The following is a 20202-nucleotide window of genomic DNA, read 5'->3' on the forward strand; positions in this document are numbered from 1 at the left end:
TCTCTTCCCTCCCCCCTGGCCGCCTTGCGCGGCAAAGGTCATTTGTTCAGTACCGCCCGGTACTTGGGCTCGATGATGATGGGATTGTAGGACAATTTCGCCTTGCGCAGCCCCTCAGAGCCCACATCGTCCTCCCGGTTGATCATCTCATAACGGGCACAGACCTGACGGGCCATTTCCCGGTTGATGATGTTGTATGCACCGTTCACCTCATACAGCGCCTTCTCCACGTTGGTGTCGAAGATGCGGTCGTTGATGGCGCTGCCGAAGGAGTAGGCCACAACCCGACCACCGGCGGTGATGTAGCCGCCCTCAATGGGCAGCTCGGTGTAATGATCGAAGACCATTTCGATGGCCTCGTGCTCCATCTGGATGCCCGGATCATCCTTGTTGTCGGCCAGGGCGGCCCATTCCCGGTTGAACTGCCGCACCAGGGGCAGCGATTCCTCGGTGATGGGATGGAACTCCCAGTCCGGATTTTCCCGGATAAAGCGGGACACATGGTTGCGCTTTTTCTGGAACTTTTTGCCCGGCAGGTCGGCCAGCTCGGCCCGGTCGTAGATGTACTCGTAGTCATCCCGCACCGCCTCGATGGTGAACAGGCCGGGGTACCACTGCTCCAGCCGCTGCTTGGCCTCCACGGAAACGCCGTAAAGCCAGGTGGGCTCGCTCTGGGCCTTGGCGTCCTCGATGATGGCGTCCACGGTGGCCTTTTCGTCGCCGTGGCCGGAGGGGTACAGATAATGGAAAATACCGCCCCGGTGGCTGCGGGCGATCACATGGTCGCCGAAGCGGGCCACCTGGGTGTCGTACGCCTTGCTCCACAGATACAGCGTTACAAAGGCGTAGGTACTGGTCATATAACCGCTGGCATGCAGCAGCGGGGTCACCCACTGGGCATCCTGCGGTTCGATGGGTTTGAATGTCAGCATAAAATCTCCTTGGTCACACGCAGCACATCCTCATGAATCTGCTGGATGGTACGCATTTCGCCCGCCTGACAGCAGGCAACGGTCACCCAGCCCAGCGAAGCGGCGCAATGTTTGGCCGCCCGCTGGCTGCGCGCCAGATACTCGGTATCCTTTTCGTGTATGTCTTTCTTCGCTTCGTCGCCCTGGTAACGACCAGTCATCAGCGCCTGGCTCACCGCCGGGTCCACCTCCAGATAGATCACGCCGTCCGGGGCGGGAATTCCGATCTTATTATACTCAAAATCAAACAGCCAATCCAGAAACGCGTCCCACTGCTCCGGCGGCAGCTTGGAGCACTGGTGCACCGCGTTGCTGGTGGTGTAGCGGTCGGCGATGACGATGCCGCCCTTGCGGTAGAATTCGCCCCACTTCATCTTGTAGCTGGCGAACCGGTCCACCGAATAGAAGGCGGAGGCGGCATAGGCGTTCACATCGTCCGGATGGCTTCCGAACTGCCCGCCCAGGTACATCTTGACCAGGGCGGAGGAATCGCTGGCATAGTCCGGGAAGGTGATCTGCATCACGTCCCTGCCCTGGGCCTGCAAAGCCTCGGCCAGGGCACGGGCCTGGGTGGCCTTGCCGCTGCCGTCCAGCCCTTCGATCACGATCAGCTTGCCGTTCACAGTTTCAGCGCCTCCTCTTTCAGCCGGGCATATTTTTCCCGCATGGCCATGGTTTCACCACAGCTCATGGCCCCCTCCGGGCAGGCACCCTTCACGCAGCCGGGTCCAGCCATCTTGAACAGAGACGGCGCGATGGGATACACCAGCCGCAGCATCTCGTCCGCCAGAGCCCGGATCTCCCACTGGGCCCGGTTGCAGCACCGGTGCCGGAAGAAGTTCTGCAGGCTGCGAGCGTTCATGGTCACCACCATCTTGGTGTCGCAGGCGTTGGGCAGCACGAAGCGGGCATCCTCAATGGCCATCTTCTCAGCCTTCTTGGCTGCTTCGGCTTCACTCATGCCCTGAGCCATCAGGCGGCGGATGTGGCCATCCTTCAGCAGGGCCGCAATGCGCTTGTAATTCTCGTTCTCCTGGGCCATGGCCGCCTGGAACTCCTCCAGCGCCGCCGGGTCCGCCTCGATCTCGGGCGGGGTCACATAGTCAAACTGATCCAGCCGCACATAGCGCTGGCTCTGCACACTGTAGCTGGCAATGCGGTGACGGGTGATCTGCGCCAGCAGGCTGCGGGACACCCCTTCAATGCCAAAGGTAAAGCTCACGTGCTCGGTGGGGCTTTCGTGCCCCAGCTTGGCCAGCCGCTCCACGAATTCCCGGCTCTTCTCCGGGGTCAGGCCGGACAGCAGGTCGTCGATGTGCGCATTGGAATAGCACAACTTTGCCGCTGCGGCCACCACCTTTTCCGGTTCCGGGGTATAAGCGATCAGAGATACGTTCAACATTGGGTTGCCTCCAAAGGTTATTTAATCAGGGTAAGGGGGGCGTAGTTCGCCATGGTCTTTTTCACACCGGCCTTTTCAAACCGGATCTCCACGATGGTGTCGCCCGCCGCGGGGGTCGCTTTGAGCACCACGCCCCGGCCGAACACCTTGTGCTCTACCACGTCGCCGGGTTTGAAGCTCTTGGACCCGGCCGCCGCAGAAGCCGCCGGGCGCGCTGGAGCTGCTGCGCCCACGGTGGAGGTGCCGAACCGGCCGGAGGGCGCGGAACCAAACCGGCTGCCGCCGCCAGCGGATGCCGATGCAGCCCGGCCTCCGAAGCTGCCGGAGCCGCCCCACTCCCGCCGGGGAGAAGCCGCGGCACCGCCGCCGAAGCCTGCACCGCCGCCGAAGCCTGCGCCGGAACCGAAGCCGTGGCCGCTCTCGCGGGAAGAGCCGCCAAAACCACCGAAGCTGCCGAAACCGCCGCCCCAGGAGCGCCCGCCGGATACCGCCGGACTCTCCTCCATATCCATCAGCTCCGGGTCGATCTCGTCCAGGAAGCGGGAGGGCGGATTGCGCTGGGTGCGTCCGAAGATCATCCGGCTCTGGCTGGAGGAGAGATACAGCTCCTTCTTGGCACGGGTGATGCCCACGTAGCACAGACGGCGCTCTTCCTCCAGCTCCTCGTCCGAGAAGCGGCACATGTCGCTGGGGAAGATGCCCTCCTCCATGCCCACAATGAACACATAGTCGTATTCCAGGCCCTTGGCGGAGTGCATGGTCATCATGACCACCACGTCGTTTTCCTCGTCGTAGCTGTCCAGATCCGAAATCAGGGCCACTTCTTCCAAAAAGCCTGCCAGAGTGGCTTCCTCGCCCTTCTGGTCCGCGTAGGTTTTCACGCTGGAAATCAACTGGCCAAGGTTTTCCAGCCGGGACGCGCCTTCGTCGCCCTGGGCTTCCAGCATCTTTTTGTAGCCGGTGATCTCCAAAAGGCGGCTCACAAACTCATCCAGCGGCAGGGTCTCGCTGGCCTGGACCAGCTTCAGATAGATGCCGTAGAAGCCGTTCAGCGCGCTGGCCGCCCGGCTGATGGCCGGGTAATCCTTGGCGTTTTCGCACACGCTCAGCAGATTAACCCCCAGCCCGGCGGCGATGTCGCTCATTTTATCCACGGTGGTAGCGCCGATCTTGCGGGCGGGCTCATTGATGATGCGCTTTAGGCGCAGGTCATCGTTGGGGTTCGCCACGATGGACATGTAGGAAATGATGTCCTTCACTTCCTTACGGTCGTAGAACCGCTGGCCGCCCACGATCTTATAGGGGATGCCCGCACGGGCGAAGTAGGTTTCCACCGGGCCCGACTGGGCGTTCATGCGGTAGAGCACCGCGTGGTCCCGCAGGCGGGCCCCCTCTTTCAAATGCTGGCCGATCACGGTGGCGATGTGGGATGCCTCGTCCTGCTCGCTTTCAGCCAGGTAATGGTGCACCCGGTCGCCCGCGCCGTTCTCGGTCCAAAGGGTCTTGCCCTTGCGGCCCTGGTTGTTTTTTATCACGCAGTTGGCCGCGTCCAGAATATTGGAGGTGGAGCGATAATTCTGCTCCAGACGGATGACCTGCGCGCCGGGGAAATGCTGCTCGAAGTTCAGGATGTTCTCGATGGTGGCGCCGCGGAACCGGTAGATGCTCTGGTCGTCGTCGCCCACCACGCAGACGTTCTTGTAGCCGCCGGCCAGCAGACGCACCAGATGGAACTGGGCCACGCTGGTATCCTGATACTCGTCTACCAATACATAACGATACTTCTGCTGATAATACTCCAGCACATCGGGATTTTCCCGCAGCAAAAGCACGGTGTAATAGATCAAATCGTCGAAATCCATGGCACCGGCCTTTTTCAGCCGGGCGGAGTAATTCCGATAGACCTTGGCCAGAAGGCCGGCCTTGGTGTCCTGCGGGGCTTCCATGGCCTCGTCCGGGCTGATGAGCTGGTCCTTCATGCGGCCGATCTGACCCATGGCGGATTTGATGGGCAGGAACTTATCGTCCACCAGCAGCTCCTTGTAGACCTCTTTCATGGCCCGCTCCTGGTCGCTGGTGTCGTAGATGGTGAAGCTCTTGGGGAAGCCCAGCCGGTCGGCGTCCCGCCGCAGCATCCGCACACAGGCGGAGTGGAAGGTGGAGGCGTTCACGTCCGCGCCCATCTCCTCGCCCAGCATGGCGGCCAGACGGGCCTTCAGCTCCCCTGCCGCCTTGTTGGTGAAGGTGATGGCCAGCACGTTCCAGGGACGGGCGTTCTCGTACCGCAGCAGACGCTCCAGCCCGGGAGCAAGGGGCGCGCCGGTTTCCACCGCGGCCTTCAGAGCTGCCAGCTCTGCTTCGCCCACCGGCCCGGGCAGCCAGTCGGAGCCATGGGCCTTGCCGAAGCGGATGATGTTGGCGATACGGTTGACCAGCACGGTGGTCTTGCCGCTGCCCGCGCCCGCCAGAATCAGGAGCGGGCCCTCGATGGAAAACACGGCCTTTTTCTGTACCGGGTTCAGCCGGCCAAACTGCTTTTCAATGAAAGCGTCGCGGTATTTCAAAAACTCATTGGTCACGTTCATGGAAACTCCTTGTCCCGGCCGGACCGGAAATTTTCCGACCAGCCGCACAGATATGCACTATCGGTTAACATTATAGCACAAAGCCTCCGCCAGAAAAAGACGAGTTTGCCGGGAATTCGGCGATATGGTCACAGACAACCAGCATAACAGCCCGGAAGCCGCCTGTCTGTGGCAGAGGCAACAAGCCTGTTCAAGCAAAACGGCAGCCCCCTGCCCCGCATGGGGGACAGAAAGGCTGCCGCAAGAATTCCAATGATCAGCGCCGGCCCAGGCGGGGGGTGGCGTCCTGGAAGCCGGTCTCCAAATCCTCGCCAATGGCCAGGCAATGGGCGGTACCCAGGGCCACGCAGTTGATCGGGTCGGGAGAAACGCGCACCTGGACCTTCAGCTCCTGGCTCATGTACTCGTCCAGACCCTTGAGCATGGAACCGCCGCCGGTGAGCATGATGCCATCGGTGAAGATATCGCCCGCCAGCTCGGGGGGCGTTTTTTCCAGCACCTGATGGGCTGCCACGGTGATCTGCTCCACCAGAGGCATCACCGCCTCGTACAGGTCCTCGGTCTTTACGGTGAACTTCTGGGGCAGGCCGGTGAGCAGGCTACGGCCCTTCACTTCCATGCTGGAGGTAAAGGTGCTGGGCTTGCAGCAAGCCACCTGCTTTTTCAGCTCCTCGGCAGTGCGCAGGCCAATGGCCACATTGAACTTGGAGCGCACCAGCTTCATGATCTCATCGTCAAAGGTGTTGCCCGCCACATCCACGCTGGTGGCGCGCACCTTGCCGCCCAGGCTGATGACCGCAATATCGGTGGTGCCGCCGCCGATGTCCACTACCATGTGACCGGCAGGCTCGCGGATGTCAATGCCGGAACCGATGGCCGCGGCCATGGGCTCGTCGATCAGGAAAACCTGACGGGCGCCCGCGGCCACCACAGCCTCCACCACGGCGTCGCTTTCGATGCCGGTGATGGCGGCGGGAACGCAGACAGCCACCCGGGGCTTGATCAGCCGAGAGTCATAGACCTTGTTCACAAAACGGCAGATCAGCTCGCGGGTGAGCATGTGGTTGGAGATCACGCCGTCCTTCAAGGGGCGGATGGCGGAGATGTAGTTGGGGGTACGGCCAACCATGGCCAGCGCCTCGTCGCCCACCGCCAGCACCTGGTCCTTGCGGTTGTCCACCGCGACCACGCTGGGCTGATTCAGAATAACGCCCTTGCCCTCCACCGCGATGATGATGGTGGTAGTGCCAAGGTCGATGCCAATGTCATATTGTGCCATAACTTCATTCCCTCTCTATCTGCACGCGCGGGATCACCGCGCGGATTGTGTTTCTGCCAGGGTAACCGCGAAGACGTCCAGTGCACCGGCGGCGCGCAGCGCCTTGGCGCAGTTGGACAGGGTCGCTCCTGTGGTGATCACATCGTCCACCAGCAGCACCCGTTTGCCCTCGATGGCCGCCGGGTCAGTGGCCCGATAGGCGTTCTTCACGTTCTCCATCCGCTGGCTGGCGGTTTTGCCTTCCTGCTTTGGGGTGTGACGAATCTTTTTCAGAGCCCCCGGGTCCAGCGGAACATCCAGTGCCCAGGCCAGCTGACGGGCCAGCAGCTCCGGCAGATTGTATCCCCTGTCGCGGCCATCCGCAGGCACCGGAACCACCAGATCAAACCGGCGCAGCACCTGCTGTTCTTCCAATCGTATTATACCACGCTGCTGCCGGAAAGTACATCCGAAAATCACGGCTGCCATCCAAACACCCAGCTCCTTTGCGCAATAGCCCTGGCCGCCGTTTTTCATTCGCAGAATGGCCTCGCGCACACAGCCGTCGTAACGGTAGACCGCGGCTGCGCCGCTCAGATGCTCCATGCAGTGTTCACTGTCCGGCAGGCGCGGAATCATTAGCTTCAGCTTTTTCAGCTCCGGCTCACAGTCCGGGCAGCGGGTGAGAAAGCCCAACACCCGCCCGCAGAAGGGACAGCGCCGGGGAAACAGCAGCACCCGGACCTGCTCGGCCCACAGCCGCAGCCTTGCCGTTTTCATAGTGTGGCCCCGTTTCGCAGCAGGTCCGCCAGACAGCTGTAGCGCAGGTTCTGGCGGATATTTTCGGTCATGCGGGCTACAGTATCCGGGCGGCCGGCCAGAATGCACAGCCGCTTGGCGCGGGTCACGCCGGTGTACAGCAGGTTCCGGTAGCACAGCTTCTCCGGCAGATCACTCACCGGAATAACAACCGCCGCAAACTCGCTGCCCTGACTCTTGTGCACCGTGACTGCGTAGGCAATTTCCAGCTCGGGGATGTTCTCGGCGGTGTACACCAGCTTGCGGTCGTCCATCTGCACCAGCAGCGCCCGCTCGCCCGGGTCCACGCCCAGGATCACGCCCAGGTCGCCATTGAAGGCGCCCACACCTGCTTCGCCGCCGTCCCGCTCGTAGGGGATCAGGTAGTTGTTGCGCACCTGCATCACCTTATCGCCCAGGCGGAACACCTGGCCCGCCATTTCCAGCTGGGGCTTGTCCGGCGCGGGCGGATTGAGCATGGCCTGCAAGCGCTGGTTCAGCGCGGCGGTACCCACCGGGCCGATCTTGGTGGGACAAAGGACCTGAATATCCCGGATGGGGTCCAGGCCGTAGCTTTTGGGCAGCCGGGTGGCCACCAGGTCGCACACCAGCTGCTGACAGGCCAGACCGCTGGCCTGCAAAAAGAAGAAATCGCTGTTCCGGTCGCCCCGCTGGGGCACCAGCCCGTGCACGATGCGATGGGCGTTTTCCACGATCATGCTCTGATTCTGCTGGCGGAAGATCCGGGTCAGGCAGACGGTGGGCACCACTCCGCTGCGAATCACCTCGCTGAGGATGTTGCCCGGGCCCACGCTGGGCAGCTGGTCCGCGTCCCCCACCATAATGATACGGCAGCCGTGCTTCAGCGCCGCCAAAAGGCTCTGGAAAAGCTTGGCGTCCACCATACTCATCTCATCCAGCACCACCACATCGCACTTGAGCAGGTTCTTCTCATTGTGGATGAAGCGCAGCAGATGGATTTGGGGGTCATAGTCCACCTCCAGCAGACGGTGGATGGTCTGGGCCTTCTGGCCGGTGAGCTCGCTCAGCCGCTTGGCTGCCCGGCCGGTGGGCGCGCACAAAGCCACCCGGTCCGCCTGATTCTGGAACAGGGCCAGGATGGCGTTCACGGTGGTGGTCTTGCCGGTGCCGGGGCCGCCGGTCAGCACCATCACGTTGCTGCACAGGGCAGTCTCGATGGCCTTGCGCTGCTCCGGCGCATAGGCAAAGCCCTGGGCCCGCTCCAGCGCCCGGATGTTCGCATCCAGGTCCCGGGGCTGGGTGGCCGGATAGCGGGTCAGCTCCCACAGGCGGGCGGCAATGTCCTGCTCGGCCCGCAGCAGGTCCGGCAGGTAAAGATATTCCCTTCCCTCGCAGATGTAGCGAGCCACCTCACCCTCGGCGATGGCGGCGTCCAGTTCCCGGTCGATGGCGTCCTCGCCGATCTTCAAAAACTTGGCTGTGGTGGTCAGCAGCTGGGGCCGGGGCAGGCAGGTATGGCCATTGCCCCCGTTGTGGCGCAGCACATACAGAATGCCTGCCCACAGACGCAGGCTGCCGTCCTGCGCCAGGTCCATCTCGGCGGCGATGGCATCCACCTGAGCAAATTTGAGCCGCAGCGGCTCGCCGCACAAGAGATACGGATTCTGCCGGATGGCCTCCACCGTACTGGGCCCCAGATGGCGGTAGACCTCCACCGCCCGCACCGGGCTGATGCCGAACCGGCCCAGATAGGCCACCGCCTCCCGCACGCCGAACATGCGGCGGAATTCATTGCTGATGGCCATGGCCTTATCCGACGTGATGCCCCGCAGGATGGTGAGCTTTTCCGGCTGATTGGCGATCACCTCCAGGCTGTCCGCTCCGAAGGTTTCCACCAGCTTTTTGGCGGTGGCGGGCCCGATGTAGGGCAGCGCACCGCTGGAAAGATAGGCCAGAGTGGCGGCTTCGTCCTGGGGCATGGAGGCCTCGCAGGAGGTGGCTTTGAACTGGGGTCCGTGGGTGGGATGATTTTCAAAATGTCCGTAAAGGGTAACGCTTTCGCCCACGTTCACCTCGCCCAGCACGCCGGTGACCACATGCAGTTCGCCCCCGGCGTTTACCTCGAACACCACATAGCCGGTGTCCTTGTTTTCATAAATCAGATGCTCGATGGTGCCTTCCATCCGCAGCAGCTGCTGTTCCTGCTCCATTTCCTCTGCCCCCCTTTGGCCGCCGTTCGCGTTTCTTTTTTATTCGTTGATTGTTGCCTGGGCCGCCTTTTCCGGCGGGTTGCCCAGATTCTGGAAGATATTCCGCAGCACCAGCACCGCCGCGATGCTCAGGATGACCTCCGCAACGGTCTGGGCATAGGCCAAACCATAGAGCGGCCAGATCAGATTCAGGATCACCAGCGCGGGGATCTCTATCACGATCTTGCGCAGCACCGCGAACAGCAGAGCCTGCCGCCCCAGACCGCAGGCCTGGAAGACGCCCACCGCCAGAAAGTCCACACACAGGAAGGGCAGCGCCAGGCACATGCCATGCAAGAAGCGGGAGCCGTAGGCCACCGTCTCGGGATTTTCCATAAACAGAGTGATCAGCATATCGCTGTTGAACCAGTACACCACGCTGAGCACCGTCAGGAAGGAAAGTGCAATCTGTGCCGCGAAGAAGAAGCAGCGCTTCATGCGGCGGTAGTTGCCGGAGGCATAGTTGTAGCTGACCAGCGGCATGAGCCCCTGGGAAAGACCAAGCGCAATGTAAAACGGCACCTGGTTGATCTTCTGGGCGATGCCCATGGCAGCCACTGCATTGGACCCGTAAGCAGAGGTGAAGTTGTTCAGCACCGTCATGCCGGTCACATTCAAAAGGTTCTGGATGGCGGCAGGAATACCCACGCCGCACACACCCAGCACCACCTGACGGTCCGGCTTGCAGGGCCGCAGGCTGATGCAGCTGTTTTTGCGCCGCACCACCATCAGCACCAGGAAGTAGCAGCAGGCCACGCAGTTGGACAGGAAGGTGGCAAGGCCCGCGCCCGCCGCGCCCATATTCAGGCCCCAGGGAAGGATGAAGAAGGGGTCCAGCAGCATGTTCAAAAAACAGCCGCTCATGGTACCGATGCTGGCGTGCAGCGCGGCACCCTCGCTGCGCACCATGTAGGCCATCACGACATTCAGAATGGCGGGCACTGCACCGCAGCTGGTGGTCCAGAACAGATAGTCCGCCGTCGCCTTGGCATTATCGGCACTGGCGCCCAGCACCTGCAGCGCCGGAGCGGAAAAGAAGACAAAGAACAGCGAGATCAGCGCACCGCACAGCAGCGCGCACCAAAAGCCGAAGGAGGCGCTTTGCTGGGCGGTCTTTTTGTCGCCCCGGCCCAGGGCCCGGCTCATCATACTGGAGGAACCCACGCCGAACAGATTGTTGATGGCATTGAAGGCCAGCAGCACCGGCGCGCCCAGGGTGACCGCCGCGTTCTGTACCGGGTCGTTGAGCATGCCCACGAAGTAGGTATCGGCCAGATTGTACAACACCATTACCAGCGAGCTGGCAATGGTGGGCATGGCCATGGAAAGAACGGCCTTTGGCACCGGGGCCTGTTCGAACAAATAGGTGCGATCGCTCTGCATAGTACCCTCCCCGCCTGCCGCGCCGCGAGTCTTTGCCTGGCGCGGGGCGCTCTGAAAAAACATCAAACACAGTATTTTATCATAGCACAGCGGCAGTCGTTTTTCAACCAAGGCTCCTGCACACAAAAAGGCCCGGGGCGAACCAAGCGCCCCGGGCCGGAGTTGATTTATAATACAATTATATAAAGGGCAATCAGCCGATGAACACCCGAATCAGCACCAGAGCGAACACAATCTGGCAAGCGCCCACGCCCACGCCGTACAGCATAGCGCGGGGGCCTTCGGCGGCAAGGTCACGGAATTTTACCCGCATGCCGATGGCAGCCAGGGCGATGATCTCGAACTGCTGGCTCACCAGCTTGGCCGCATGGCTGACCACTGGAGGAATCACGCCCACGCTGTGCAGGATAGCCATGATGAAGAAGCCGATGATGAACCAGGGCACGCCTGCTTTTACCGCGCCGTGCTCTCCTGCTTCGGACTTGGAAAACAGCGGAGTGTCGTCCTTTTCCACGTTCATGCGGGAGAAGGCCAGCGCCACCAGCACGATAAACACAATGCGGATGATCTTGAAGATGGTGGCGGTCTCCACCACCTCGCCGCCCACCAGCTGGGCGGAGGCGATCACCTGACCAATGGACTGCAGGGTGCCGCCGATCATGGCGGAGGTGTGCATCACCTCATGCTGGTAAACCACACCGGTGAGGATGGGAAGCACCACCATCAGGATGGTGCCGGTCACGTTCACGATTGTGATGGAAATGCCCTTGTCCTTGCTGTTGGCCTTGACCACCGGCGACACGGTGGCAATGGCAGAGGAGCCGCACACCGCGTTGCCCGCGCCCATCAGCAGGCTGAACTTTTTGCCGAAGCCCATCTTGCGGCCGATCAGATACGCCACCGCAACGGTGAGGGCCATCTGGCAGGCGATGAAGCCGAGGCCTCGCAGGCCCAGGGCCAGAATGTCGCTGAGCAGCAGGCTCGCGCCGGTGAGAACGATGGAATATTCCAGCAGGTTCCGCTCGGAAAACTTGGTGCCTGCATCAAAGCAGGGCTTGTTCAAAAAGGTGTTTCCGCACAGAATGCCCAGACCGATGGCGAACAACGCCGCGCCGATGCTGGGGAAAAATTTTGCAATGCCCTGGGCGATCAATGCCAGTACCAGGCAGACCAGAAAGCCGGGTGCATGTTTGGTAACGAACTGTTTCATAGTAAAGCCGCATTCCTTTCGTAGTTGCATGTTCCGGAAGGCGGCTGCTGTTCTGCGCCGCCCGGCGCGGGGAAATCCTGCCTTGGCTAGCAACATTTCTCTGCCCGCACTTGATTATACGGCCGATTTCATATAAAATCAAATTAGTATTTATCGCTAATTCATAAGTCATATTTATAGAAAGTGAGATTGTATGCTGGACCCGAAGCTTCATACCTTTTTACTGCTGGTGCAGTGCCAAAGCACCACCCGCTGCGCGGAGCTGCTCCACCTGACCCAGCCCGCCGTAAGCCAGCACATCCGGGCGCTGGAAGCGGCCTATGGGGTCAAGCTGTTTGTAAAGGAAGGGCGGCGGCTGGCGCTCACCCCGCAGGGGCATCGACTAGCCCAGCTCTGCCGCCGTCTGGCCACGCTGGACGAGCAGATTGCCCGGGAAATGCACCAGGGCGACACGCCTACTCTGCGCTTCGGTGCTACCCTCTCCATCGCAGACGGCCTGATGCCAGCGGTGCTGCCCCAGCTGGTGGACCGGTTCCCCGAGATCCAGTTCCACATGGTGGAGCAGAACACCCACGCTTTGCTGGAACAGCTGGAAAACGGACTGCTGGATTTCGCCCTCATCGAAGGCAATTTCGATCACCGGCGCTACGATTACCATCCCTTCTTTGTCAGCCGTTTTGTGGGTCTGTGCAGTCCGAACAGTCCCTACCGGGCTTTTCGCTGCCTGCGTGACACCTTACAGGCACCGTTGATTCTGCGGGAAAGCGGCAGCGGCACCCGGGACATCTTTGAGGGGGAATGCCGGGCCCACAATCTGGCGGTGACCGACTACATGAGCCTGTGCGAGATCGAGCACATCCCTACCCTACTGGGCCTGGTTGCCGCGGGCAAGGGCATCACTTTTGCCTACGAGGTCGCCGCCCAAAGCCTGCTGGCTCAAAACAGGTTGCAGGTGATGGAGCTGGAGGACCTGCAGCTGGAGCGGCCCTTCCACTTCGTCTGCCTGCCCGACAGCCCGCAATCCGAGCTGCTCGCCCAGCTGGCACAGGCGGTGGAACAGGCCGCCAGCAGCTGCGCTGCAAAGTTTTTTTGAAAAAGAAATCACCCGTCCGCCGGAAGCTTCCGACAGACGGGTGATTTTCTTATTTCTTATGACGGCTTCAATCAGGCCAGAGCGGCTTTCAGGGCATCCACACGGTCGGTGCGCTCCCAGGCCACGCCCAGGTCCTCACGGCCCATGTGACCGTAGGCGGCCACGGCGCGGTAGCCGGGCTTGCGCAGCTCCAGCGCGCTGATGATGGCAGCGGGACGCAGGTCGAACACCTTGCGCACCGCGGCCTCCAGCTCCTCGCTGTTGTACTTGCTGGTGCCGAAGGTATCCACCAGGATGCTCACCGGCTCGGCCACGCCGATGGCGTAGGCCAACTGAACCTCGCACTTTTCCGCCAGACCGGCAGCCACGATGTTTTTGGCAACCCAGCGGGCGGCGTAGGCGGCGCTGCGGTCCACCTTGCTGGGGTCCTTGCCGCTGAAGGCACCGCCGCCGTGGCGGGCATAGCCGCCGTAAGTATCCACGATGATCTTGCGGCCGGTCAGGCCGGAGTCACCCTGAGGACCGCCCACCACAAAGCGGCCGGTGGGGTTGATGTAGTACTTGGTATTCTCGTCCAGCAGCTCGGCGGGGATCACCGGACGGATCACCTGCTCCATCACCTCGCGGCGCAGCTGCTCCATCTCCACGTCCGGGCTGTGCTGGCTGGAGATGACCACAGCATCCACGCGCACGGGCTTGCCGTCGTCGTACTCCACGGTCACCTGGCTCTTGCCGTCCGGACGCAGGTAAGCCATCTGGCCGTTCTTGCGCACCTCGGTCAGCCGCTTGGCCAGCTTGTGGGCCAGGCTGATGGGCAGGGGCATCAGCTCAGGGGTCTCGGTGCAGGCGTAGCCGAACATCATACCCTGGTCGCCGGCGCCGCCCACCTCGTCGTTGGTGCCCAGCGCGATATCCGGGCTCTGCTCGTCGATGTTGGTCAGCACGGCGCAGGTGTCGGCATCAAAGCCATACTTGGCGCGGGTGTAGCCGATGTCCCGGATCACGTTGCGGGCAATGGTCTGGATGTCCACATAGCAGCTGGTGGTGATCTCGCCCATCACATGAACCAGACCGGTGGAGCAGGTGGTCTCACAGGCCACGCGGGCATCGGGGTCCTTTTCCAGGATGGCGTCCAGCACAGCGTCGCTGATCTGGTCGCAGATTTTGTCGGGATGGCCTTCGGTCACGGATTCAGAAGTAAAAAAGCATTTCGGCATGATGTTGCCCTCCTTGATTTGTATGCGCTCAGAGCGCAGGATTTGGCTGAAAAGCAACTTGCCGGAAACTGCAACAAAAAGCGCCCAAAGGCCCGAAAGCCTTTGAGCGCTATTACGCTTATCTTTCGGTTTCCCGCAGGATTTGGCACCTTGCATGATGCAGGTTGCTGGACTTCACAGGGCCTGTTCCCTCCGTCACTCTTGATAAGTTGCTATTCAATTTGCGAAACACAGTGTAACACACCAGAAAAGGTCTGTCAAGCACTTTTTAGCGGTTGCGGCCATGCAGCACAGGGCTGAGGGGCTTGTAGATCAGGAAGGTGACCAGCGAAACGATCAGGCCCTTGACCAGAGTGAAGGGCATGTTGAAGATCAGCAGGCATTCCAGCAGGCCATTCACACTGGGGCGCAGCGCGCGGTAGGCGTCAATGATCAGGTCGATGCCGCCGAACATGGCGCTGTAGACCGGGTAGCTCAGGAAGTAGTTTACCGGCACCGAGATCACAGCCATGACCACAGAGCCGACCAGAGCGGCGATGACCGCGCCCAGACGGGTCTTCTTATACTTGTAGATCACGCCCGCGCTGCCCACAAAGGCCGCACCCAGCAAAAAGTTGCACACCTCGCCGATGCCGCCAGTGGAACCGTGGAAGATGGCTGCCAGGATGTTCTTCACCAGGCAGACCACCACGCCGGACACAGGGCCCATGCTGAAGGCCGCCAGCAGTGCGGGCAGCTCGGAGATATCCATCTTCACAAAGCTGGGGATGAACATGGGCAGGCTGAAATCGAAGAACATGAGCACAGCCGCCACAGCGGAAAGCATAGCGGTAACGGTCATGTTGCGTACCCGCCGGGTGGAGCGGGCCATGGTGGTGGGTTCCGTGGTTTTTGCGTTTGTCATAATCATTTTCCTCCCGGGCATTGCGCCCAATCATTTTTCGGAAAGTCGGCCCCAGTGTGTTGCCCGGCAGGTAAAACAAAACGCCCCTTTGCAGATGAAATACACCTGCAAAAGGGCGAACAACAAACCTAAACGCTGCCGTTTCTTTCATCCGGACTATACCGTCGGCTCTGGAATCGCACCAGATCAGCACCCGAAAACACCGGGTGGTCGCGGGCTATACCGCCGGTGGGGAATTTCACCCCGCCCTGAAACTGCTTTCTTGAACATTATTATATGCGCCCTTGCCAGAAAATGCAAGCGTTTCGTGAATTTTGTTTTGCAAAAGGTGCATATAACTTTTTTGAAAGCGGGGTGTGTGATATACTATGGATATACCCGTGTTCGACAATTTGCACGGGATAAAAAATTCAACAGGACGGATCACTACTATGATTGAAAAAATCACAGGATATATTTTGAACACCGACGGTGCGCTCTTTCAGCTGGCCATCAGTCTGATCGTGTTCGCTGTCTCCTACCTGATCAGCCGGCTGGTGCGCTACAAGGTCATGCCCTGGCTGATGAATCTTCTGAACAAAAAGGAGAAAAAGGGACCTTACGTACTGGCCAAGGGCTTTTCCCGCCCGGCCCCGGTGGCGGTGTGGACCACCGGTATCTTTCTGGCCTGTGTTCTGCTCCCCCTGCCCGTAGACCTGGGCGGCGCCTTGATCGATTTGGCAGGCAAACTGCTGCGGGTGACCATGATCTGCCTGCTGGCCTGGGGCCTCATCGGCAGCAGCGACCTGGGACCGGTGCTCTTCCACGACGTGAGCGGCAAGCTGGACCTGGACGTGGACCACACCGTCGCCAACTTTTTGAACAAGATCCTCAAGGGCACCATTCTGGTGTTCGCCATCCTGATGCTGCTGCAGGAGCTTGGCTTCCCGGTGGGCAGCCTGCTCACCAGCCTGGGCATCGTCGGTTTGACCCTTTCGCTGGCGGCCAAGGATTACGCCACCAACTTCTTCGGCGGCCTGGTGGTCATCTTTGAAAAGCCCTTTGCCATCGGCGACTGGATCTGGTGCAAGGACGGCGAGGGCGAGGTGGAGGACATTGCGTTCCGCTCCACCCGCATCCGCCAGCTGAACGACTCGGTGCTGGTGATTCCCAACAGCATCCTGGTGAGCAACGCCATGATCAACTACAGCCAGATCAACCGGCGGCTGGCAAAATTCACCCTGGGCGTAACCTACGACACCACCCGCAGCCAGCTGGAAAGCCTGCTTGCTGACATTCGCGCCATGCTGGCGGCCCGGGAGGATGTTCACCCGGATACCATTCGGGTACAGATGACCGGCTTCGGTGCTTCCAGCATTGACATCCTGATCCAGTTCTACGCTGCCACCGGCGCACTGGCCGAATTTTTGAAAATTCAGGAATCCATCAACCTGGAGCTGATGGACCTGGTTTACAAAAACGGCTGCAGCTTCGCCTTCCCCTCCACCAGCGTTTACATCGAAAAAGCTCCGGCCTCCGCGCCTAAGCCCTGACCCAAAAGCAAAATGCCGCCGGGCGGTTCCCTCCAAAGGAATCCGCCCGGCGGCATTCTTTTTTATTGATTTTCCGCCTGCTGCCAGCTGCGCAGGATCTCCAGTGCATCGGAAAGACTTGCGGCAGCGGTAACGCCCTCCGGTACCGGACGGCCTTCGGTATTCAGCCAGATGGTGCGGATGCCCAGCTTGGCCGGGCCCAGAGCGTCGCCCTGCAGCGAATCGCCGATGTGCACCACCTGGTCCGGCGCAAGACCTGCCAGCTGCAATGCCAGCTGATAGATACCCGGATGGGGCTTGGGGCAGCGGGCCATCTCACTGGTGACAATGCCCGCCGGAGAGATGCCGCACTGACGCGCCGCCTGCTCCACATAGCCGGTGTCGCTGTTGGTGACCAGCCAGACCGGCAGGCCGCATCTGTCCAGAAATTCCGCGGCACCTTCACAAAGGCCCGGCGCGGCCCAGTGCTCGGCCATCTTGTCGCACAAGGCTTTCGGGTCCTCACTGGAATGATACTCTTCCAGCAGCTCCTGATAACTTTCCAGCGCCAGCTCATACTGGGTGCGGAAGGTATCGCCCCAGGCTGCCTGCTGCTTTTCACCGTAGCGCTTCCACCAGGCGGCGACCACCGCCTTCGGGTTCTTCTCGCTGCCGCTCTCGCAGACGCGCCGGATCACCTCGTAGGAGGCGGGGCCGTATTTCGGCACCAGTGTGCCGTAAAAGTCGCAAAAAATCGCCTGGATCATACGTTATTTCCCTTCCGGCGGCATCTGCCGCCTTATGCTGTTTTACGAGCGCTCGAACACGGATTTATCCAGCGCTTTGTTCTGATGGGCCACAATGGTGGTGCACACCGCGTCGCCGGTGATGTTCACCGCGGTGCGGGTCATATCCAGAATACGGTCGATGCCCATGATCAGGCCAATGGCCTCCACCGGCAGGCCCACCGAGTTGAACACCATGGTCAGGGTGACCAGACCAACGCTGGGCACGCCCGCCGTACCCACCGAAGCCAGGGTGGCGGTACCAATGACGGTGATGTAGTCCATCATATCCAGATGGATGCCGAAGGCCTGGGCAGCAAACACCACCGCCACGCCCTGCATGATGGAGGTGCCGTCCATATTGATGGTGGCGCCCAGCGGGATGGTGAAGGAGGAGATTCGCTTGGATACGCCCATCTTCTTGGCCAGCGTATCAATGGACAGAGGAATGGTGGCGTTGGAGGTAGCCGTGGAGAAGGCAAAAGCCATGACCGGGAAGAAGTTCTTGATGAACTTGACAGGGTTGAGCCCGGTGAACAGCTTCATCATGCTCATATAGACCACAAAGCACTGAATGCCCAGCGCCAGGAACACCGCCACCATGTATTTTGCCAGCGGCAGGAAGGCGCTGAAGCCGATGGTGGCAAAGGTGCGGGAGATCAGGCAGAACACGCCCACCGGAGCCAGCGACATGACCATCATGGTCATTTCCATCATCACATCGTTGAACTGGCTGAAGAAGCTGCCCACGGTCTCGGCCCGCTCGCCCAGCTTCGCCAGGATGACGCCCACGATCAGAGCAAACAGAATGATCTGCAGCATCTCGCCCTTGGCCAGCGCGCCGATGGGGTTGTCCGGGATGATGTTGAGCAGGGTCTCGGTAAGGGAGGTGGCCTGCATGCTTTCCACCTGGGTGGTGGTGCTCTGCAGCACGCTCAAATCCAATCCCAGGCCGGGGTTGAGCAGGTTACCCACCAGCAGGGCCACCGTGACCGCACAGGCGGTGGTGCACAGGTAGAAGATCAGGCTGCGCACACCTACCGTGCCCAGCTTCTTGGTGTCGCCGATGGACATGCTGCCGCACACGATGGAACAGAACACCAGCGGCACCACCAGCATCTTCATCAGCCGGATGAAGCCCTGGCCCACCACATAAAGCACGCCTTCCACCAGGATGTCATTCTTGAAGGAACCGTCCGGAACCAGGTAACACAGGGCCACACCGAAGGCAACGCCCGCCAAAAGTGCAATGAAAATGCGGGTGGTCAGACCCATCTTCTTTGTTTTCTTCGCGCTGCGCTCCATCTCAGCCCTCCCTTTCTTCCAGATATTCCGCCAGCGACGCCTGCCATACAGGCATCGCATACAGGTCGATAATGCGAAGGATAAAATTATCCAGCACCGCGTAGGCCGGACGGGCCAGGTAATGGTCCGCCTCGCCGGTGGCGCCGGGGCACAGCTGGCCCTGCAGGCCCGCCTGCCGCAGGATCTCCTGGGCAAACTCGTAACGGCTGCACACGCCCTTGCAGGTGGCATGGTAGGTGCCGTACTCATTGGTGTGGATCAGATGCAGGATCAGCCGGGCCAGGTCCTTGGCGCTGGTGGGGCTGCCGTACTGGTCCTGGGGAATGCACAGGCTCTCGCCCTTTTTGGCTGCGACCAGCACGCCGTTCACAAAGTTATTGCCCTTACCGTACACCCAGCTGCTGCGAATGATGAAATGCTTGTGGGTGAACTCCTTCACATAGTTCTCCCCCGCCCGCTTGGACGCGCCGTACACCGTCTGGGGGTTAGTATCGTCAAATTCACTGTAGGGCTTTTCGGCATGACCGTCGAACACGTCGTCGGTGGACAGCTGCACCATCTTCGCCCCCACCTTGCGGGCCACAAGGCTCAGGTTGCGTGCGCCCAGGGCGTTGACCTGGTAGGCCAGTTCCGGGTTCTGCTCACACAGAGCAATGTCGGTGACCGCCGCGCAGTTAATGATCACATCCGGCCGGTTGATTTCGCCGAAGCTGAGTACCTCGTCGGTATTGGTAATATCCAGTTCAGCCCGGTCGGTGTTGAAGGTCTCCATTTCCAGTGGGTCCAGGATCTCGTTTATCGCCGTGCCGATCTGGCCTTCCGCACCGGCGATCCATACTTTCAGCATCGCTAAGCTCCTTTCGCTGTTTGGTCTGCGGGCCGCCTGCCCGCCTATTGTACACAATTATCGTATACAATTTTTTTATTATACCAACCGGGCTTTCCTCCTGTCAATTCCTCTGCCGCAGGTGGGACAAAACAAAGCAGCCCGCCGGTTTTCAGCGGCGGGCTGCTTTGCTTTCGATTCATTCGGATTCCGCAGCTTCCAGCGAAAGCGTCACGGTGACCGCGCCATCTCCCAGAAACTCCTGCAGCCGGTCTTGCTCCGCATCGTTGATGCGTCCCAGCCGGGTGAGGCTCCAGGAGTTGGTGCCGTAGTAGATCACAAAGGAGCTGCCCTGGTACAGGATGATGTCCCCCGGGGTGGTGACTATCTGCTCGTTGTTCTGGGGCAGAGAGGTCCCCAGCGGTCCCACCTTTTCCATGCCTGCGTAGTCTTCCAGCGAGAGGGTGAGCGGGCCTTCCTTCAGCAGCTCTGCCAGCGCACGGGCGGAACTGTTGTCCGCCAGGGTGACTGTGAGCGTTTCCTCCTCGATTTGAAGATTCATTCTGGTCATCTCCTCTTGTGCTTGCGATCCGGCAGGTTCCGGGCGCGGGGGTTCGGCAGGCTCTGCCTGGCTTTGCACACTGGACGTCTCCGGTTCCGCCTTCCTGCTCACGGCAGAGGCGGGCTGTGCACAGCCGCAAAGCAGCGCCCAGGCGGCTGCCG

General features: G+C 60.7%; 17 protein-coding genes and 2 riboswitches. Of the genes, 2 read left to right on the forward strand and 15 right to left on the reverse strand.

Annotated features, from left to right (window positions below; translation table 11 throughout):
- Positions 1–38: 38 nt before the first annotated feature.
- From B5G03_RS13240 to B5G03_RS13280, 9 genes are all read right to left on the reverse strand, one after another.
- Positions 39–932: a DUF2156 domain-containing protein gene (locus B5G03_RS13240; RefSeq protein ID WP_087182163.1), complete on the reverse strand. Its 894-nt coding sequence runs from the start codon at positions 930–932 to the stop codon at positions 39–41.
- On the reverse strand, positions 926–1594 hold the full coding sequence (locus tag B5G03_RS13245) for a dTMP kinase (RefSeq protein ID WP_087182164.1): 669 nt from the start codon (positions 1592–1594) through the stop codon (positions 926–928). The genes B5G03_RS13240 and B5G03_RS13245 overlap by 7 nt, the downstream gene beginning before the upstream one ends.
- On the reverse strand, positions 1591–2373 hold the full coding sequence (gene thyX / locus B5G03_RS13250) for an FAD-dependent thymidylate synthase (RefSeq protein WP_087182165.1): 783 nt from the start codon (positions 2371–2373) through the stop codon (positions 1591–1593). The genes B5G03_RS13245 and thyX overlap by 4 nt, the downstream gene beginning before the upstream one ends.
- Positions 2374–2390: 17 nt before the next feature.
- Positions 2391–4958 (reverse strand): ATP-dependent helicase, encoded by a 2568-nt coding sequence (locus B5G03_RS13255; protein WP_087182166.1) that lies wholly within the window; start codon positions 4956–4958, stop codon positions 2391–2393.
- Positions 4959–5214: 256 nt separating this feature from the next.
- Positions 5215–6237 carry a rod shape-determining protein gene (mreB, locus tag B5G03_RS13260; protein WP_087182167.1) on the reverse strand — a complete coding sequence of 341 codons (1023 nt, stop codon included), beginning with the start codon at positions 6235–6237 and terminating at the stop codon, positions 5215–5217.
- Positions 6238–6270: 33 nt separating this feature from the next.
- A complete protein-coding gene (locus B5G03_RS13265; protein WP_087182168.1) occupies positions 6271–6996 on the reverse strand; it encodes a ComF family protein in 726 nt (241 codons plus the stop codon).
- Positions 6993–9206: an SF1B family DNA helicase RecD2 gene (gene recD2 / locus B5G03_RS13270; RefSeq protein WP_087182169.1), complete on the reverse strand. Its 2214-nt coding sequence runs from the start codon at positions 9204–9206 to the stop codon at positions 6993–6995. Before recD2 ends, B5G03_RS13265 begins: the two co-directional genes overlap by 4 nt.
- A gap of 39 nt (positions 9207–9245) precedes the next feature.
- Positions 9246–10628 carry an MATE family efflux transporter gene (locus B5G03_RS13275; RefSeq protein ID WP_087182170.1) on the reverse strand — a complete coding sequence of 461 codons (1383 nt, stop codon included), beginning with the start codon at positions 10626–10628 and terminating at the stop codon, positions 9246–9248.
- Positions 10629–10821: 193 nt separating this feature from the next.
- Positions 10822–11838 (reverse strand): YeiH family protein, encoded by a 1017-nt coding sequence (locus B5G03_RS13280; protein ID WP_087182171.1) that lies wholly within the window; start codon positions 11836–11838, stop codon positions 10822–10824.
- A 193-nt stretch (positions 11839–12031) separates the two neighbouring features.
- Between B5G03_RS13280 and B5G03_RS13285 the strand changes: the two genes are divergently transcribed.
- Positions 12032–12931, forward strand: coding sequence for a LysR family transcriptional regulator (locus B5G03_RS13285; protein WP_087182172.1), 900 nt, complete (start codon positions 12032–12034; stop codon positions 12929–12931).
- Positions 12932–13002: 71 nt separating this feature from the next.
- Here the strand turns inward: B5G03_RS13285 and metK are convergent, their stop codons facing one another.
- Positions 13003–14148, reverse strand: coding sequence for a methionine adenosyltransferase (metK, locus tag B5G03_RS13290; protein WP_087182173.1), 1146 nt, complete (start codon positions 14146–14148; stop codon positions 13003–13005).
- A 115-nt stretch (positions 14149–14263) separates the two neighbouring features.
- A riboswitch (SAM riboswitch) is annotated at positions 14264–14359 on the reverse strand.
- 57 nt (positions 14360–14416) lie between these two features.
- On the reverse strand, positions 14417–15052 hold the full coding sequence (locus B5G03_RS13295) for an ECF transporter S component (RefSeq protein ID WP_242962452.1): 636 nt from the start codon (positions 15050–15052) through the stop codon (positions 14417–14419).
- Positions 15053–15187: 135 nt separating this feature from the next.
- Positions 15188–15312, reverse strand: a riboswitch (FMN riboswitch).
- A 171-nt stretch (positions 15313–15483) separates the two neighbouring features.
- On the opposite strand from B5G03_RS13295, the gene B5G03_RS13300 reads away from it, so the two are divergent.
- The gene (locus B5G03_RS13300) at positions 15484–16584 is read left to right on the forward strand and encodes a mechanosensitive ion channel family protein (protein WP_162613412.1); all 1101 of its coding nucleotides are present in this window, start codon (positions 15484–15486) and stop codon (positions 16582–16584) included.
- A 62-nt stretch (positions 16585–16646) separates the two neighbouring features.
- On the opposite strand, the gene B5G03_RS13305 is transcribed toward B5G03_RS13300, so the two are convergent.
- The 4 genes from B5G03_RS13305 to B5G03_RS13320 form a co-directional block, all read right to left on the reverse strand.
- Positions 16647–17330: an HAD family hydrolase gene (locus tag B5G03_RS13305; RefSeq protein ID WP_087182175.1), complete on the reverse strand. Its 684-nt coding sequence runs from the start codon at positions 17328–17330 to the stop codon at positions 16647–16649.
- A 42-nt stretch (positions 17331–17372) separates the two neighbouring features.
- Complete coding sequence (locus B5G03_RS13310; protein WP_087182176.1) at positions 17373–18653, reverse strand: dicarboxylate/amino acid:cation symporter; 1281 nt, start codon at positions 18651–18653, stop codon at positions 17373–17375.
- A 1-nt stretch (position 18654) separates the two neighbouring features.
- Positions 18655–19500 (reverse strand): dTDP-4-dehydrorhamnose reductase, encoded by an 846-nt coding sequence (gene rfbD, locus B5G03_RS13315; protein WP_087182177.1) that lies wholly within the window; start codon positions 19498–19500, stop codon positions 18655–18657.
- Positions 19501–19678: 178 nt separating this feature from the next.
- Positions 19679–20041 (reverse strand): cyclophilin-like fold protein, encoded by a 363-nt coding sequence (locus tag B5G03_RS13320; protein ID WP_087182178.1) that lies wholly within the window; start codon positions 20039–20041, stop codon positions 19679–19681.
- Positions 20042–20202: the final 161 nt, after the last annotated feature.

Origin of the sequence: Gemmiger sp. An50 (assembly GCF_002161595.1) — a bacterium.
GTDB lineage: Bacteria > Bacillota > Clostridia > Oscillospirales > Ruminococcaceae > Allofournierella.

Excerpts from the sequence above, each read along its gene's own strand:
- B5G03_RS13240 (WP_087182163.1), bottom strand. The coding sequence starts at position 932 with ATGCTGACATTCAAACCCATCGAACCGCAGGATGCCCAGTGGGTGACC.
- thyX (WP_087182165.1), bottom strand. The coding sequence starts at position 2,373 with ATGTTGAACGTATCTCTGATCGCTTATACCCCGGAACCGGAAAAGGTG.
- B5G03_RS13255 (WP_087182166.1), bottom strand. The coding sequence starts at position 4,958 with ATGAACGTGACCAATGAGTTTTTGAAATACCGCGACGCTTTCATTGAA.
- mreB (WP_087182167.1), bottom strand. The coding sequence starts at position 6,237 with ATGGCACAATATGACATTGGCATCGACCTTGGCACTACCACCATCATC.
- B5G03_RS13265 (WP_087182168.1), bottom strand. The coding sequence starts at position 6,996 with ATGAAAACGGCAAGGCTGCGGCTGTGGGCCGAGCAGGTCCGGGTGCTG.
- recD2 (WP_087182169.1), bottom strand. The coding sequence starts at position 9,206 with ATGGAGCAGGAACAGCAGCTGCTGCGGATGGAAGGCACCATCGAGCAT.
- B5G03_RS13275 (WP_087182170.1), bottom strand. The coding sequence starts at position 10,628 with ATGCAGAGCGATCGCACCTATTTGTTCGAACAGGCCCCGGTGCCAAAG.
- B5G03_RS13280 (WP_087182171.1), bottom strand. The coding sequence starts at position 11,838 with ATGAAACAGTTCGTTACCAAACATGCACCCGGCTTTCTGGTCTGCCTG.
- B5G03_RS13285 (WP_087182172.1), top strand. The coding sequence starts at position 12,032 with ATGCTGGACCCGAAGCTTCATACCTTTTTACTGCTGGTGCAGTGCCAA.
- metK (WP_087182173.1), bottom strand. The coding sequence starts at position 14,148 with ATGCCGAAATGCTTTTTTACTTCTGAATCCGTGACCGAAGGCCATCCC.
- B5G03_RS13295 (WP_242962452.1), bottom strand. The coding sequence starts at position 15,052 with ATGACAAACGCAAAAACCACGGAACCCACCACCATGGCCCGCTCCACC.
- B5G03_RS13300 (WP_162613412.1), top strand. The coding sequence starts at position 15,484 with ATGATTGAAAAAATCACAGGATATATTTTGAACACCGACGGTGCGCTC.
- B5G03_RS13305 (WP_087182175.1), bottom strand. The coding sequence starts at position 17,330 with ATGATCCAGGCGATTTTTTGCGACTTTTACGGCACACTGGTGCCGAAA.
- B5G03_RS13310 (WP_087182176.1), bottom strand. The coding sequence starts at position 18,653 with ATGGAGCGCAGCGCGAAGAAAACAAAGAAGATGGGTCTGACCACCCGC.
- rfbD (WP_087182177.1), bottom strand. The coding sequence starts at position 19,500 with ATGCTGAAAGTATGGATCGCCGGTGCGGAAGGCCAGATCGGCACGGCG.
- B5G03_RS13320 (WP_087182178.1), bottom strand. The coding sequence starts at position 20,041 with ATGAATCTTCAAATCGAGGAGGAAACGCTCACAGTCACCCTGGCGGAC.